General features: G+C 61.2%; 13 protein-coding genes. 7 read left to right on the top strand and 6 right to left on the bottom strand.

The window, feature by feature from the left end:
- Positions 1-70: 70 nt before the first annotated feature.
- From ACMA5I_RS13890 to ACMA5I_RS13865, 6 genes are all read left to right on the top strand, one after another.
- Positions 71-850, top strand: a complete 780-nt coding sequence (locus ACMA5I_RS13890; protein ID WP_525886877.1) for a PhyR family response regulator anti-anti-sigma factor — start codon at positions 71-73, stop codon at positions 848-850.
- Positions 851-1,207: 357 nt separating this feature from the next.
- A complete protein-coding gene (locus tag ACMA5I_RS13885; RefSeq protein ID WP_525886876.1) occupies positions 1,208-2,857 on the top strand; it encodes a CHASE domain-containing protein in 1,650 nt (549 codons plus the stop codon).
- A 210-nt stretch (positions 2,858-3,067) separates the two neighbouring features.
- Positions 3,068-3,844, top strand: coding sequence for a PRC-barrel domain-containing protein (locus tag ACMA5I_RS13880; protein ID WP_525886875.1), 777 nt, complete (start codon positions 3,068-3,070; stop codon positions 3,842-3,844).
- A 292-nt stretch (positions 3,845-4,136) separates the two neighbouring features.
- Entirely contained in the window at positions 4,137-5,747 is a 1,611-nt protein-coding gene (locus ACMA5I_RS13875) for an alkaline phosphatase (protein WP_525886874.1), read from the top strand.
- Between the two features lie 167 nt (positions 5,748-5,914).
- Positions 5,915-6,343: a hypothetical protein gene (locus ACMA5I_RS13870; protein ID WP_525886873.1), complete on the top strand. Its 429-nt coding sequence runs from the start codon at positions 5,915-5,917 to the stop codon at positions 6,341-6,343.
- A 57-nt stretch (positions 6,344-6,400) separates the two neighbouring features.
- Positions 6,401-6,871 (top strand): Dps family protein, encoded by a 471-nt coding sequence (locus ACMA5I_RS13865; RefSeq protein WP_525886872.1) that lies wholly within the window; start codon positions 6,401-6,403, stop codon positions 6,869-6,871.
- 48 nt (positions 6,872-6,919) lie between these two features.
- Here ACMA5I_RS13865 and ACMA5I_RS13860 read toward each other — a convergent pair whose 3' ends face one another.
- The 6 genes from ACMA5I_RS13860 to ACMA5I_RS13835 form a co-directional block, all read right to left on the bottom strand.
- Positions 6,920-7,168, bottom strand: a complete 249-nt coding sequence (locus ACMA5I_RS13860) for a DUF1289 domain-containing protein (RefSeq protein ID WP_525886871.1) — start codon at positions 7,166-7,168, stop codon at positions 6,920-6,922.
- Between the two features lie 42 nt (positions 7,169-7,210).
- Positions 7,211-8,371, bottom strand: coding sequence for a ribonuclease D (gene rnd / locus ACMA5I_RS13855; RefSeq protein ID WP_525886870.1), 1,161 nt, complete (start codon positions 8,369-8,371; stop codon positions 7,211-7,213).
- Entirely contained in the window at positions 8,371-9,033 is a 663-nt protein-coding gene (locus tag ACMA5I_RS13850; RefSeq protein WP_525886869.1) for an ABC transporter ATP-binding protein, read from the bottom strand. Before ACMA5I_RS13850 ends, rnd begins: the two co-directional genes overlap by 1 nt.
- 16 nt (positions 9,034-9,049) lie before the next feature.
- Positions 9,050-10,720, bottom strand: a complete 1,671-nt coding sequence (locus ACMA5I_RS13845; protein WP_525886868.1) for an ABC transporter permease — start codon at positions 10,718-10,720, stop codon at positions 9,050-9,052.
- Positions 10,721-11,905 carry an ABC transporter substrate-binding protein gene (locus tag ACMA5I_RS13840; protein WP_525886867.1) on the bottom strand — a complete coding sequence of 395 codons (1,185 nt, stop codon included), beginning with the start codon at positions 11,903-11,905 and terminating at the stop codon, positions 10,721-10,723.
- A 157-nt stretch (positions 11,906-12,062) separates the two neighbouring features.
- Positions 12,063-12,497 carry a hypothetical protein gene (locus tag ACMA5I_RS13835; RefSeq protein WP_525886866.1) on the bottom strand — a complete coding sequence of 145 codons (435 nt, stop codon included), beginning with the start codon at positions 12,495-12,497 and terminating at the stop codon, positions 12,063-12,065.
- 288 nt (positions 12,498-12,785) lie between these two features.
- On the opposite strand from ACMA5I_RS13835, the gene ACMA5I_RS13830 reads away from it, so the two are divergent.
- Positions 12,786-13,976 (top strand): Shedu anti-phage system protein SduA domain-containing protein, encoded by a 1,191-nt coding sequence (locus ACMA5I_RS13830; RefSeq protein WP_525886865.1) that lies wholly within the window; start codon positions 12,786-12,788, stop codon positions 13,974-13,976.
- Positions 13,977-14,116 lie beyond the last annotated feature (140 nt).

Raw genomic sequence — 14,116 nt, 5'->3', positions numbered from 1 at the left:
GAATGATCTATAGCATTAACGAGCAAACGTCATAAAAAGTTCCGAATTTCCTGATCGTCTGGAGGTCCTGATGGATCATATTGCAACTCATATTCCCTTTCTGCGCCGCTTTGCGCGGGCGCTGACGGGGAGCCAGTCGGCGGGGGACGCCTATGCAGCCGCCGTGCTGGAGGCGATGATCGAGTCGCCCGAAACGATTCCGGGGGCAGACGCGGCACGGGTGGAGCTGTTCCGCATGTTCCACGCGATCTGGCAAAGCTCCGGCGCGCCGGTGAGTGCGGAGGAGCAGGGCCGTGCGGCGCAGGCGCAAAAGCATCTGGCGCATCTGACGCCGAATTCCCGCGAGGCGCTTTTGCTGAGCGCGATGGAAGATTTCGGCGCTGAAGATGTGGCGCGGATCATCGGTGTCGAGGAAAGCGAAGCGGCGGAGCTTATTCGGATCGGTCAGAGCGAACTCGCAGACGCCGCGCGCGGCGCGGTGATGATTATCGAGGACGAGCCGATCATCGCCATGGACCTCGAAACCATCGTCAGCGATGCGGGCCATCAGGTTTTCGGCGTCGCGCAGACCCATGATGAGGCGGTGAAGATTGCCGCCGAGCGCCGCCCCGATCTCATTCTGGCGGATATTCGCCTCGCCGATGAAAGCTCGGGGATCGACGCGGTCAACGATCTGCTGGCGGCCCATGGCGACGTGCCGGTGATCTTCATCACCGCCTATCCCGAAATGCTGCTGACGGGCGAGAAGCCGGAGCCGGCGTTTCTCATCACCAAACCTTTCCGCCCGGAGCAGGTGCTCTCCTCGATCTCGCAGGCGATGTTCTTCGCTTCGACCGAAGCGCTCGCCTAACCTTACCGAATCACAAGAAAAAAGCCGATCCTTTGTTGGGTAAGGATCGGCTTCAGACGGGCGGGGTGAGGGGGCAATCCTGCTAGCCCCGCCACGGGGGTTGTGCCGCGAGAGCGCAAGGCAGAGTCACCGAACCTTGCGCCATCCGACAGTCATGTAACGGCTGAAGTTCCAAAAAGTTTCAAAAAATGTAGCGTGCTGCGTAATTTTTTGCGAAGCTGTGGACGTGTTCGCATTAATCAGTTATGGCTCGTAATCGATTTGGGCGGCCTGACGAGGCGCCTGCGTTCAGGAGAATGGGAGAGTTGGTGCCTTTATCGCACAGACAGCAGACACGCGCTGGCCGGAGCCGCCTGCGTGTATAAGCGTATTCTCCGCCTGACACCCGCCAGGGCCTTTCTGATTACCCTCGTTTTCGGGCTTTTGCTCGCCCTCATCGCCTATCAGGCGGAACGCCGCTCGCGGGCGGCGGAGTTTGACCGTCTGGCGGCGGAGGCGGTGGACCGGATCAATGCGCGGCTCTCCCAGCATGTGGCGCTTCTCACGGCGACGAAGGCCTATTTCGAGACCACCAACCAGATCGCGAACCGCCGGGAATTTGCGCAATTCACCGGGAATTTGCAGCTTGCAGATGATTATGACGGGATTCAGGGTATCGGCTTTGCCATGCTCACCCCGGTCGGGCAGGAGCCCTTTGCCGCCCGCGTGATCGAGCAGAATTATGGCGTGCGGCGGCAGATCCACCCGGAGACGGATCAGCAATTTCGCACCCCCATTACCCTGCTGGAACCGGAGGCTGACCGCAATTTCGTCGCCATTGGTTACGATATGTTCGCCGATCCGGTGCGCCGCGATGCGATGGTCGCGGCGGCCTTGAGCGGGGAAGCGCAGGCGACCGCGCCGGTCTCGCTCGTTCAAGAGATCACGCCACATAAGCAGATGGGATTCCTCATCTATCTGCCGACGGTGCTGGCGAGCACGGATGGGTATCGGGTGCAGGACGAGGCGAACCGGCTCGACGGGTTCATCTATGCGCCGTTCCGCGCCGATGATTTTATTCATGCCGCGCTGGAGGAGGGGGCGAGTATGCCGATCCGCCTGCGCGTGCGGGATCGCGCCATGCCGGAGACCGCGCTTTACGAGAGTTCCGGCGGCATCGAGGGCGATCACATTTTGCCCGCGCTCAGCACGCAGGAAACGCTTGAGGTCTATGGCCGCGAATGGATCGTCGATGTGGCGGCGACGGTGGATTACGAGCTGGAAACCAAGGGGCTCGCCAGTGCCTTCATGGGGCTGATGACGCTGCTTCTGGCCTGGGCGTCGTCGTCCGCCGTGACCGCCTATCGCCGCCGCGCCGATATTGCAAATGAAGCCGCGCTGGCCGCCGAAGAGCAGGCGGAGGCGCGGGAGTTCATCCTTCAGGAAATGAAGCACCGGATCAAAAACCACATCGCGCGGATTCAGGCGATCTCCCGGCAGACGGTGCGCGGGTCGGACAATCTCGAAGAGTTCGACAAGACCTTCAATGCGCGGCTCGCCTCCATGGCGGTGGCGCAGGATGTGCTGTCGCAAGGCGGGATCAGCGCGGCGCCTCTGGGGGCCATTGTCACGAAAGAGCTGGAGCAGATCCTCACCGAAGAGGAAGTCGCCGCGATCGTCTCCGGCCCCGAGGTGATGCTCGGCGCGCGGCAAAGCCACAGCATCGGCCTCATCATCCACGAGTTGATGACCAACGCGCTCAAACATGGCGGCGTGTCCGGGACGGAGCCGGAGCTGAGCGTGACATGGCAGCTGAACGACGGGGTGGACCCGGTCACGGTCCGGCTCTTCTGGAAGGAATCCGGCGGCAAGACCGATTACCAGAATGGCGGCCATTCTGGCTTCGGCTCACGCCTGCTTGATGTCTGCGTCCGCGAGCTTGGCGGCGATTTCTCCCGCGAGATGGAGGCGGACGGGCTGCGCATCACCATCCGCTTCCCGGTTCGCCCGACGAATTTGCCGAGCTAAGCGGGCAGGGGGCGTAGGTTCCCGCGCCGGATTTTCCTTGCGAAAACCCCGGTTTCCACCCGGAGCGGACCCATAACTATAGCTCCCGCGCGTAACGCGAAACGCCCGCCGAAGTTCCCCTAAAAAAATGATTATTTTCTGCGATTTTCGCGGAACGAAAACGGTTCGGGCGGGGTTGTCTCGTCATAGTTGTCATAGAAGGAGACGACCATGAATAAGCTGATGATTACCTCGACCGTTGCTGCACTGATCGCTGCACCGATGGCCTTTGCTGACAATCACGACAGCGCAACCGAGACCGACGCGGCAGCCGCAGAAGCGACCACCGCAGAGGCAAGCACCATGCCGGCAACCGGCGGCGTGTTCCTGACCGAAGTGGACCCGAGCGACATGATGGGCACCACCTTTATCGGCAAGCGCGTCTTCACGACCGAAGGCATGGAGCCGGGTGAGACCGCTGAAGGCGTTCAGGACGGCTGGAACGACGTTGGCGAGATTGGCGACATCGTGCTGACCGCTGAAGGTCAGGTGAAAGCGGTTCTCGTGGACATCGGCGGTTTCCTCGGCATTGGCGAGCGCCGCGTTGCGATGAACATGGAAGAGCTGGCGATGGTGGCTGACAGCAGCACCGAAGACGAGTTCGATTTCTTCCTCGTCGCACCGGTGGCAGAAGCCGACCTTGAGAACGCGCCTGAGTTCGTCTCCCCCGAGCAGGAAGCTGCTGCCGCAGAAGCTGAAGCTGCCCAAGAGCAAGCTGAAGCTGACAACATGGCAGACCCGGCGACCGAAGGCGGCGACATGGACGCTGAGCCGGAGACCGGCATGGAAGAAGTGACCGACCCGGCGGAAATGGACGCTGAAGCGGGCGCAGAAGCCGAAGCTGGTGCTGAGACCGACATGGACGCAGACGCCGGTGCAGACGCTGAAGCAGGCGCAGAGGCAGATGCCGAAGCGGGCGCGGAAGCTGAAACCGAAACTGCGAACTAATCCAACCGGACCCTAGGAGACACATATGAACAATATCATCTATCTCGTGGGCCTCGTTGTCATCGTATTGGCGATTATTGGCTTTGTAATGTAAGCCGAGGCTTAGACCAGAAAGGGCCGGGATCTTCCCCGGCCCTTTTTTATGTGCTAGTTTAATTTTCGGTTTCGGTGGGGGTGTCCGCACGTGCCGAAAATTTCGCGGTTCTCCTTGTTAACGAATATCAGCAAGCGTCAAATTACTGTCACAGCTCTGCGCTAAGGACTCCTCCGGACAAGCAATCAGGAGGATTCTATGCTTCGTTTCACCAGCGCATGTGCGTTGCTTCTCGCAGGGGCCGCTTCGGCGCAGACCGCCGTCAATCAGGAAAGCAGCGCGTGGTATACCGACGCGCAAGCGCTTCTGGAAGAGAAGCTGGCGCATGAAAACAACACGAATACCGCGAAAAATGTGATCCTCTTCGTTGCGGATGGCAACGGCGTCGGCACCAATTATGCGACCCGTCTTTGGGTGGGCCAGCAGGAAGGCGGTCTTGGCGATGATTACGTCCTGCCGCAGGAAGAATTCCCGAATATGGCGCTGGTGAAAACCTACACCACCAACGGTCAGACCCCGGATTCCGCACCGACCGCCTCGGCGCTGAACACCGGCGTGAAGTCGAAAAACGGGATGATCAATGTCAGCGAAGATGTGGCGCTGAGCGATTGTGCAAATTACGACGGCAACACGCTGACCACCTTTGCCGAGATCGCGACCGATCAGGGCAAATCGGTCGGCATCGTCTCCACCGCGCGGATCACCCATGCGACCCCGGCGGCGGTCTATTCCAAGACGCTGAACCGCGATTGGGAGAACGACACCGAGATGCCGGAAGGCGAGTGTCAGCAGACCGAAGACATTGCGGCCCAGCTCATCACCGCCATGGAAGCCGGCACGGTTGATTTCGTCATGGGCGGCGGGCGCCGCAACTTCCTGCCGAATGGTGTGACCGATGATGAGGGCGGCGAAGGCCTGCGCCTCGACGATCGCAACCTCGTGGAAGAAGCGCAGGAGCTTGGCTGGCAGTATGTCTGGAATGACGAGACCGCTGCGGCGGCTGATCCGGGCCAGCCGGTCTTTGGTCTCTTCGAGGCCAGCCATATGCAGTATGAGCATGACCGCGAGGGCGAGCCGAGCGTGGCCGAAATGACCGAAATGGCCATCAACTCGCTGCAAAACAATGAAGACGGCTATTTCCTTCAGGTCGAGTCGGGCCGTGTGGACCACGCCAACCACGATGGCAATCTCTACCGCACCGTGACCGATGGCGCGGCCTTTGCCGAGGCGATTGCCAAAGCGGTCGAGATGACCAACCCGGAAGAGACGCTGATCATCGTGACGGCGGACCACAGCCACGCGATCAACTTCAACGGCTATTGCGGGCGCGGCTCCAACATCGTCGGCCTGTGTATGCAGGTGGATGATGAGGGCACCGAGCATAATGGCGAGCCGAACATGGCGCTCGATGGCAAGCCCTACACCGTGGCGGGCTATCTCAACGGCGCGGGCTCCGTGATGGTGCAGGAAGAGGGTGCGAATGACTACTCTGGCTCGCGTCCTGAACTGACCGAAGAAGAGGCGACCGACCCGGATTATCTCCAGCAGTCGCTGATCCCGATGACCTCCGAAACCCATTCGGGTGAGGACATCACCGCCATGGCCACCGGCCCGTGGTCGCATCTGGTGGATGGCGTGATCGAGCAGAACTTCCTGTTCCACGTCATGAACTACGCGATCTCCGGCGGGGAAGAGATGGCCTCGGGCGATGCGGAAGCCGAAGGCGAGATGGCTGCTGAAGAGGCGGCTTCGGAAGAGGCTCCGGCTGAGGACGCCGCTGCCGAAGAGGGCGAGACCGCCACGCAGTAAGCGTTGCGCGCGAAAGTTTGGAAGCCGCCCGTCACCGGGCGGCTTTTGCGTTTTCAATGGGCGCGCCCGTGAGCGCGATCCCGCAGTAAGCGCATGAAAAGACACGTGAAAACACGCATCTCAATAACCTTATTGTTAAACTCAACTTTGGCGGTTATCTTACGCGCATGACGACTCACGCGCTTGCCTTTGACACGCTCGACACCGCCCGCGAGGTGGATCCTTGTCCGAAGGATCTCGTCAGCGTTTTGAACAAACTCCGCTTCCTGATGGTGACCTGCCGCGCCGCGCCGCGCCTCGATCTGATGAGCGCCTGTGCGGTGCTGTCGATGGAAGGGGAGGTCGCCGCGCGCCGCTATGCCGACACGCTGCTGCGCACGCTCCGCGATGTGCTGGGCCGCGCACCGATTCTCCACGCTCCGGGCACCGAGGGCGTCAGCTTCGACGAAGCGTGGCTGATCCGCATGATTGATCGTATCACACAGGGGGATGAGGCCAGCATGGCGTTCCTTCTGTGCCGCCGCGTGCCGCGCGCACAGCGCAGCGGAGTTGGGTTTTTGGTCCGGGGTTTGGCGCGCGAAATAGAATCGCTCTAAACTGGTTGAACCGCTCCGGGCAATGGGCTACATTAGAACCATTCAAAGGAGACGATTATGACTCAGACTGCAGAAACCCTTGCCCCCGACGCCACCAAAGCGATCTGCGAAGCGCTTGAGCAAGCCAAAGCCGAGACCGTTGTCGCAACGATGCTCGCACAGAATTTCCACTGGAATGTGACCGGCATGGCCTTCGGCCCGCTGCATGCGCTGTTCCAGACCATCTACGAAGATCATTTCGTTGCGCAGGACGATCTCGCGGAGCGTGTGCGCGCTCTTGGCGGCCATGCGGAAGGCAAACTCTCGGTCATGGTCAAGCAGTCCAAGATCGACGAGGATGACGGCAAAGGCGATGCGCAGGACATGATCCGCAAGATGGCCGAAGCCGAGCGCACGCTGGCTTCGACCCTCACCGCAGCCGCCGCAATTGCCGCAGAAAACGACGATCTGCTGACCGAAGACCTCTGCATCGGCCGGGGCCGTGACCATGAGAAATTCGCCTGGCTCCTCTCGGCGCATCTCGACTAAGCGCCGCGCCAGCGACAGACGAAAAACCCGCCTCGATGGCGGGTTTTTTTAGACGTTTTCAGCCGGGTTCTTTACGCCCTTCTTGGCGCATTTGCGGGCGTAAACCTCCGGCCAGGCGTGATATTTGCCCATATGCGCCTGCTGCGCCGCGAGCATTTCCACAAAGGCGATCTGGAATTTCTTCTTTTTCAGGCTCTTGAACATCGATTTCTGCGCCTTGGTCATGGAGCAGCCGATGCAATGGCCTTCGCGCCGGAATTTACAAACGCTGATACAGGGACTTGGGATCTTGGACATGGGGCAGATCTATCACGGAAGGGCGGCGCGCCGCCAGATGGATTAGAGGGCGACGACCTCGACGCGGCTGCCCTTGGCGGAGAGGGCAATTTCTCCGGCCCGGAGCCGCAGCGCATCGGCGCCGAACACATCGCGCCGCCAGCCCTTGAGCGCAGCCACATCATCATCGCCCGCCGCAATCGCATCAAGATCGGCGCTCGACGCGATGAGTTTCTGCGCCACATCCTCGGCATCCGCGCGGGCCTTGAGCAGGACCCGTAGCAGTTCGGAGAGCGCTTCCGCCCCTTGCGGCTTGTGCCGGGGCGTTGGCGGATTGGGCAACTCGGCTTTCGGAATGGCATCGGCGGCGGCGACCGCGCGGAGGATCCCTTCGGCGATCACCCCTTTGCGGGCGTCACGCAGCAGGAGGCGCGATTTGCCAAGGTCCTCAACGGTTTTGGGGCGGGCGGAGGCGATTTCTAGAAGTGCATCATCCTTGAAGACCCGGCCGCGCGGGATGTTGCGATCCTGCGCAAATTGCTCACGGAAAGTCGCAAGCGCCCGCACGGTCGCGAGGAAGCGGCTCGAACCGGAGCGGATCTTGATGCGCTCCCAAGCGGCGGTCGGATCGGCGCGATAGGTGTCGGGATCGGTGAGAAAGGCGAGTTCCTCCTCCACCCACGCCGTGCGCCCGGTTTTCTCCAGCCGCGCCAGCAGTTTCTCGTAAACGCCGCGCAGATGGGTCACATCGGCCAGCGCGTATTTCTTCTGCGCGTCCGAGAGCGGACGGCGCGACCAGTCGGTGAAGCGCGAGGATTTGTCGATGGTGACATTCGGGACCAGCGCCTTGACGAGCCGTTCATAACCCACCTGATCGCCAAAACCGCAGACCATCGCCGCGACCTGTGTGTCGAAAAACGGCGTCGGGATGAAGCCCGCATCATGCCAGAAAATTTCGAGATCCTGCCGCGCGGCGTGGAAGACCTTCACCACATCGGGGTTGCGGAAGAGGTCGAACAGCGGCTCCAGCGAGATGCCGTCCGCCAGCGGATCGACAATCGCGGCGGTCTCGTCATCCTCGCCGGGCATGGCGATCTGCACGAGGCAGAGCTGCGCGAAATAGGTCCGTTCGCGCAGAAACTCCGTGTCCACCGTCAGATAGGGATGTTTTGCAGCCTCGTCGCAAAATGCGGTTAATGCGGCTCTGTCACGAATAATCTGCATCAGCCCAACTCCTTCCCGAGCGGGGTCAAGATCCGCCCGCGCGCCGACAGCGCGTCGTCCATATCATGCGTCACCATCAACACCGGCAGACCCTGCTCCTGCGCCTTTTGAAAGACAAAATGGCGCATATGTTCGCGCAGATCGGTATCGAGTTTTGAAAAGGGTTCATCGAGCAGGAGCGCTTGCGGCTGCGAGAGCAGCGTGCGCATCAGGGCGACCCGCGCGCGCTGCCCGCCCGACAGGCTCTCCGGGTCGCGATGCTCGAAGCCTTCGAGGCCCGCATTGTAAAGCGCCTCGCCAATCACCCGCCGCCGCTCGGCGCCGCGCAGATCGGCGGGCAGGCCAAAGCCGAGATTGCCCGCGACCGAGAGGTGTGGGAACAGCACATCATCCTGAAAGAGAATGCCGATCCGGCGCTGTTTGGTTTCGAGATTCGTAATGTCGCGCCCGAAAAGCAGCACCCGCCCGCGGGCGATGAAGTCATCCGGCATATTGCCGATGAGGAAATTCAGCAGGGTCGATTTGCCGGAGCCGCTTGGCCCCATGATGCTCAGAATCTCGCCGGGCGCGATCGCGAGGTTGAGGCGGACCAGACTGTCACCGCCACGTTGCGCGAGATCGATATGATCGAGGTGCAACCCCCCTGCAATCTCTTCACCCACGCCGCCAATCAAAGTGTCAACCCTTATTCCTTGAATTCTCCATCAGATACGGGAGGGCGGCGGCGAGCGCAAACCCCAAAAAGGGTAAGAGTGTCTGCCATAATGCCCAAACGCCAATAACTTGCCGATTGCCGCCTGCGCTGAGCGCAACCGCCTGTGTGGTCAGGGTTTCGATGCGTCCGGCCCCGATCAGGAGCGTCGGAAGGTATTGCCCGATGGAGACGGCGAGGCCGATGGCGAAGGCGATCAGGATCGGGCGCAGGAGAATCGGCAGGCGCAAGCGCCAGAAAATCCGCCAAGGGGAGGCGCCGAGCGCCGCGCCGACTTTGTCGATCCGCCGGTCATAGGCCGCCCAGGGGCCGGAGAGCGAGAGCCAGACATAGGGCAGCACGAAAATGAGATGGGCAAAGGCGACCGCGAGGGTCGTTCCGTCGAGGCCGAAGCGGATGAAGCTCGTTTGCAGGCCGAAGAGGAAGGCGAGTTGCGGGACGATCAGCGGCAGGAACATCAGCCCGTGCAGGCGCGGCAGGCGCGCGCCGCGGCGCAGCGCTTCGAGGGACAGAAGAACGAGGATCAGCGCCGCGCCCGCCGAGAGCCCCGCGATCAACACGGTTTCGGCGAGGACGGGCATCAGGTCCGGCATCACGCGCATCCAGCCGCGCAAGGTGAGGTTGGCGGGCAGGATGTCCGGCCAGCGCCACGGACCGGCGACGGACCAAAGGGCGAGCAGGGCAAGGCCCAGAAAGATCGCGGCGGTGCTGGCGAGCATCAGGATCATCGCAAGCAGACGCGCCGCGCGGTCGCGCGGGAAGCGGCGGCCAGAGGCGGCGAGCGGGCGCATGAGGCGCGCGGTCACACGTTCGCCCGCGAGCCAGAGCAGGATCAAAAGCAGCGTCAGCCCCATCAGCAGCGCCGCGCCCGCCGCCGCCATGAAGCGGGCGTCGAGATCGGGGTCGCGCATCAGGTCCAGCACGCAGATGGCGAGGGTCGCGGGCAGGTTCGGGCCGAGGATCATCGCCACATCCACTACGGAGACGGAGAAGGCGAGGACGGCAAAAACGGGCAGGCGGATCTGGCGGTAAAGCGCGGGCAGCACGGCGAAGGTGAAGCCCGCGATCTCGCCATAACCCGCCGCCCGCGCGATGCGCATTTTCCGGCGCGGCATGGTCTGGGGCAGGGCGGCGAGGCTCATCAGGAAGAGGAACGGCACCTCTTTGACGACCAGCCCGAAGATCAGGGCGAGGCCGTAGGGGTCTCGCGTCGTCAGCAAATCCGGCGGCGCGTCCCAGCCAAAGACGGGCGCGATCAGGCGAAAGAGCGGGCCGGAGGGCGCGAGCAGCACCGCGATGCCAAGCGCCGCCGCCGCGTGGGGGATCGACAGGAGGGGGGACAGGAGCGCGCGCAGGCGTTGGAAGGTCTTGCTCTCGCTCCACCCCGCGATGAAGGCAAAGGTGAGGGCGAGGGAAATGACCGTCGCCGCGAGGCCGGTCCAGATACTGAGGAAAATCGCCTCTACCATCCCCGGCTTGCCGAGCAGCATGGCGAAGGGCTCAAGGCTGAGGGCCGTGCCACCAAGCGCGGGCAGATAGCCAAAGGCCGGGAGCAATGTGCCCGCCAGCCCCGCCAGAACCGGCAGGGCGATCACCGCCAGCATCAGCCAGGGCGCAAGGGCGAGCGGGCCGCGCATTTACTGGCCGTAGCGGCGCTGCCACTCCTCCGAAATGCGTTCGGACCAGCTCACATGCGGCTCGGGCAGGGAAGCGCCGAGGTCTTCAGGCGAGAGGGTCGCCGGGCCGCGCTCCACATCGAAAAGCGCGCGCTGATCGTCAGGGAGCGCCGCGACGTCCAGCACCGTGTTGCCGCCCCAAAGATCGCCCTCCTGCTTGCGCGCCTGCGCCTCGGGCGAGAGCAGGAAATTGGCCACGACCATCGCCGCTTCCTTGTCGGGCGAGTTATAGGGGATGGCGACGAAATTGGTGTTGGCGAGGGTGCCGCCCTCCATCACGAATGTCCGCACGGTCTCGGGCAAAATCCCTTCCGCAATCGCCGCCGACGCGCCGCCGGGATTATAGGCGAAGCCAATCTCGATCTCGCCATCCGCGAGGAGTTGGCGGAGCGCCGTTTCATTCTCCGGAAAGGCGCGGGCGCTGCGCCAGAGGTTCGGATGCAGCGCGTCGAGATAGTCCCAAAGCGGCGCGGTGGCGGCTTCATAGGTTTCATCCGTGGCGGGTTCCAGAAACATCTCCGGGCTGTCCGTCAGCGACAGAAGCACCTGTTTCAGGAACGTCTCGCCCAGATAATCCGGCGGCTGCGGATAGGTGAAGCGGCCCGGATTGCCCGCCGCCCAATCGGCCAGCGCGGCGATGCTCATGGGCGGTTCCGGCAGGCTCTCGCTGTCATGCTCAAAGACAAGCTGCGCCATGTCCCACGGGGCCTCATAGCCCTCCACATCCACCCCAAAATCATTCACGGTCGTGGGCTTGCCTTCAACATCGACGAGATCGAAATGTGGCAAATCCTCCGCCCATGGCCCGAAGAGCAGGCCGTTTTCCTTCATCGCCGCAAAATTCGCGCCATTGATCCAGATGAGATCCACCGCGCCATTCTCATCCTGCCCCGCCGTTTTCTCGGCCAGAACCCGGCTCACCGTGTCGGCCGTGTCGGAGATTTTCACATGCTCAAGCGTGACACCCATGGGCGCGACCTGCTCGGCCACCCAGTCGATATAGGCATTGATCCCCTCGGACCCCGCCCAGGCGTGAAACTGCACGGTCTGGCCCTCTGCGGCGGCGACCGTTGCCTCCCAGTCGATCGGCTGGGCATGGGCCAAAGCGGCACTGGCGAGAAGCGCGGCGAGGGTGGTGCGGATCATGAAATCTCTCCTGTTTGCGCGCAACTTAGAGGCCCGCACGGGTTTGGGCAATGACACGCGGGCAGCCGTGCGTAAGACGCTACGAAAAGGGGCCGGAAAGGGTTTCCCTCCGGCCCGTGAAGATTTTGTGAAGAGGGCGGCGCATCCGCCCGCGCCGTTACCGAATCCCGACGGCTTGGCTCTGCTGCTGGCCCAGCACCTGAATTTGGCTGATCCCTGCGAGGTCTTGCGCGTCGAGGAAGACGGCGACGGCGATGGTGCGCGAGCGCGGTGTCGGGCCGGGGCGCGGCTCTTCGGGCGGCAGGGCGCGGAATTCGAGGCGCAGGATGCCGTCCGCCAGCGTTTCGGGCGAGACCGGGCGCAGCTGCGCGTCATAATAGCCAGCGCTCGGCAGGATCGCTTCGGCGCGGATGATGACGCCCGAGGGGGTGCGCTCGGCGGCGGCGGTGCTGACCTGCATGGCGAGTTCCGTCGGATCTTCCTCGACCCGCTCGGCATTGCGGTCGCCCACAATATACCGGTCGAGCCGCTGAAGTTGGCCGCAACCAGCGACCAGCGCCAGGACGGAAAGAGCAAGAACCGCGGATTTCATAACGCACCTATCTCTGTTTGCCCCTTGGATAGCCTCGCGCGCGGTCTATGAAAAGCCCAGATCGTTCGGGGGGCAGACGGCTGGGTCGATCATTCGGTGCTGACGCTGGAACTTGCGCAATGCGGGACCAAGTTGCCGTCCATTCCCACAAACTGGAGGTCTGCTTCAAACAAACAAGATCAGACCGCTCACCGATGCAGCGATCTAGTCGTTGCATTTGCCCCGTTCTTGCAACGTTGCCCGCTGAGATTGTATAATTTGTAACGAACAAGTTTTCCGGAACCGTTTATGCCAGAAGTTGATTTTGAGGAATTTGAATATGCCAAAAACCGGGTTCCAGACAGGCTCTATATTTCGAAGAGTTTCAGCTACGCTGGCAAAGAAACCGTTTACCGGCACGGCTGGAAAAGGTTGGAGGAAGGGCCGTTGAAAGAGCTCGTCAGGGATGGTGATGAATTCGTTCTTCATGAAACCGATAAGGGTATCCAGCAGATAAAGGCCCGGTTCATCGAAGATGGAAGGAGAATAACCCATCTCCACATTCAGCGATGGAGTACCAAAACTGGTAATCCAATGGGTGATCAGGTCGTGTTATATGGTGAGCAAATTTATAGGTTGTTAGAGTTTCTAAACAATATCCAGCGCTTGGAAATTCATGGACCTGCCAAACTCAATGTCAATGAGGCCGATTTGCGCTTAGTCCACATGCCGGACGCTGAGGCGCGCAAACTGCTTAAAGACCGTCCTGATCTCGTTGCCGAATTTGCACGCAGCCAGATCACTAACGAGGATGTCGTGGCGCTGGCATACCGCCGCAAAGAACTGAAAGCTTTCTACGAAATGCTCGACACAGCTAAGGATGTCTCAGAAGGCAGTTGGCAAGAGTTCTTTGAGCGCAATCAGTGGATTTTTGGCTACGGCCTTAGCTACGTTTTCACTACAGGGTTGGATGGACGAAAACTTCAACAAACGATCCGTGGATCCAGTTTGGTTGCGCCGGGAAAGGTTCCAGATGGCATCATGAAGACCCGCGCAGCTATCAGCGCCCTGTGCTTAGTTGAGATCAAGAAAAGCGACACCGGCCTTTTGAAAGATAACGAGTACCGCCGTGGCACGTGGGCACCTTCTGCGGAACTCAGTGGCGCGGTGGCTCAGTGCCAAGAGACGTTGCGTGCCGCGACCAAAGAACTAGACACTTACCATCGCCTTTCCGACGACCAAGGCAACCCGACGGGAGAGGAATTGTTGGCGGTTCAGCCTAGATCATTCCTCGTAATTGGCAGTCTTGGTCAGTTTAAAACCGAGAAGGGTGTGAACGCATCGCGTTATCAGGCTTTCGAGGGTTTCCGCCGAAACCTGCGCCAACCAGAAATTATCACCTTTGATGAGTTATACGAGCGCGCTCGATTCATCGTTGAACATACTGAAAATTCAGGTGTGTCTACTGAAAGCGACGACGAAGACGAAATTCCCTTCTAATTACAACGTGCTCTACAAGGCAGCCCTTTGCACAAAGTGCAGCGTTCGTCAATGAATGTCTCAAACCGGACGTTCACTGTATGACAGGGGCAGCCTCTCATGGGAGGATGCTCACCCGCCGATCTTTACAACTCGATACC

Origin of the sequence: Jujubicoccus corallicola, assembly GCF_047345645.1 — a bacterium.
In the GTDB taxonomy this organism is placed as follows: domain Bacteria; phylum Pseudomonadota; class Alphaproteobacteria; order Rhodobacterales; family Rhodobacteraceae; genus JBLEFH01.
This window is presented reverse-complemented; position numbering and strand designations above follow the sequence as displayed.

What these genes read in the sequence shown, in the direction of transcription:
- ACMA5I_RS13835 (WP_525886866.1), bottom strand. Translation starts at nt 12,497, where the DNA reads ATGAAATCCGCGGTTCTTGCTCTTTCCGTCCTGGCGCTGGTCGCTGGT.
- rnd (WP_525886870.1), bottom strand. Translation starts at nt 8,371, where the DNA reads ATGCAGATTATTCGTGACAGAGCCGCATTAACCGCATTTTGCGACGAG.
- ACMA5I_RS13865 (WP_525886872.1), top strand. Translation starts at nt 6,401, where the DNA reads ATGACTCAGACTGCAGAAACCCTTGCCCCCGACGCCACCAAAGCGATC.
- ACMA5I_RS13880 (WP_525886875.1), top strand. Translation starts at nt 3,068, where the DNA reads ATGAATAAGCTGATGATTACCTCGACCGTTGCTGCACTGATCGCTGCA.
- ACMA5I_RS13840 (WP_525886867.1), bottom strand. Translation starts at nt 11,905, where the DNA reads ATGATCCGCACCACCCTCGCCGCGCTTCTCGCCAGTGCCGCTTTGGCC.
- ACMA5I_RS13830 (WP_525886865.1), top strand. Translation starts at nt 12,786, where the DNA reads ATGCCAGAAGTTGATTTTGAGGAATTTGAATATGCCAAAAACCGGGTT.
- ACMA5I_RS13845 (WP_525886868.1), bottom strand. Translation starts at nt 10,720, where the DNA reads ATGCGCGGCCCGCTCGCCCTTGCGCCCTGGCTGATGCTGGCGGTGATC.
- ACMA5I_RS13875 (WP_525886874.1), top strand. Translation starts at nt 4,137, where the DNA reads ATGCTTCGTTTCACCAGCGCATGTGCGTTGCTTCTCGCAGGGGCCGCT.
- ACMA5I_RS13890 (WP_525886877.1), top strand. Translation starts at nt 71, where the DNA reads ATGGATCATATTGCAACTCATATTCCCTTTCTGCGCCGCTTTGCGCGG.
- ACMA5I_RS13870 (WP_525886873.1), top strand. Translation starts at nt 5,915, where the DNA reads ATGACGACTCACGCGCTTGCCTTTGACACGCTCGACACCGCCCGCGAG.
- ACMA5I_RS13860 (WP_525886871.1), bottom strand. Translation starts at nt 7,168, where the DNA reads ATGTCCAAGATCCCAAGTCCCTGTATCAGCGTTTGTAAATTCCGGCGC.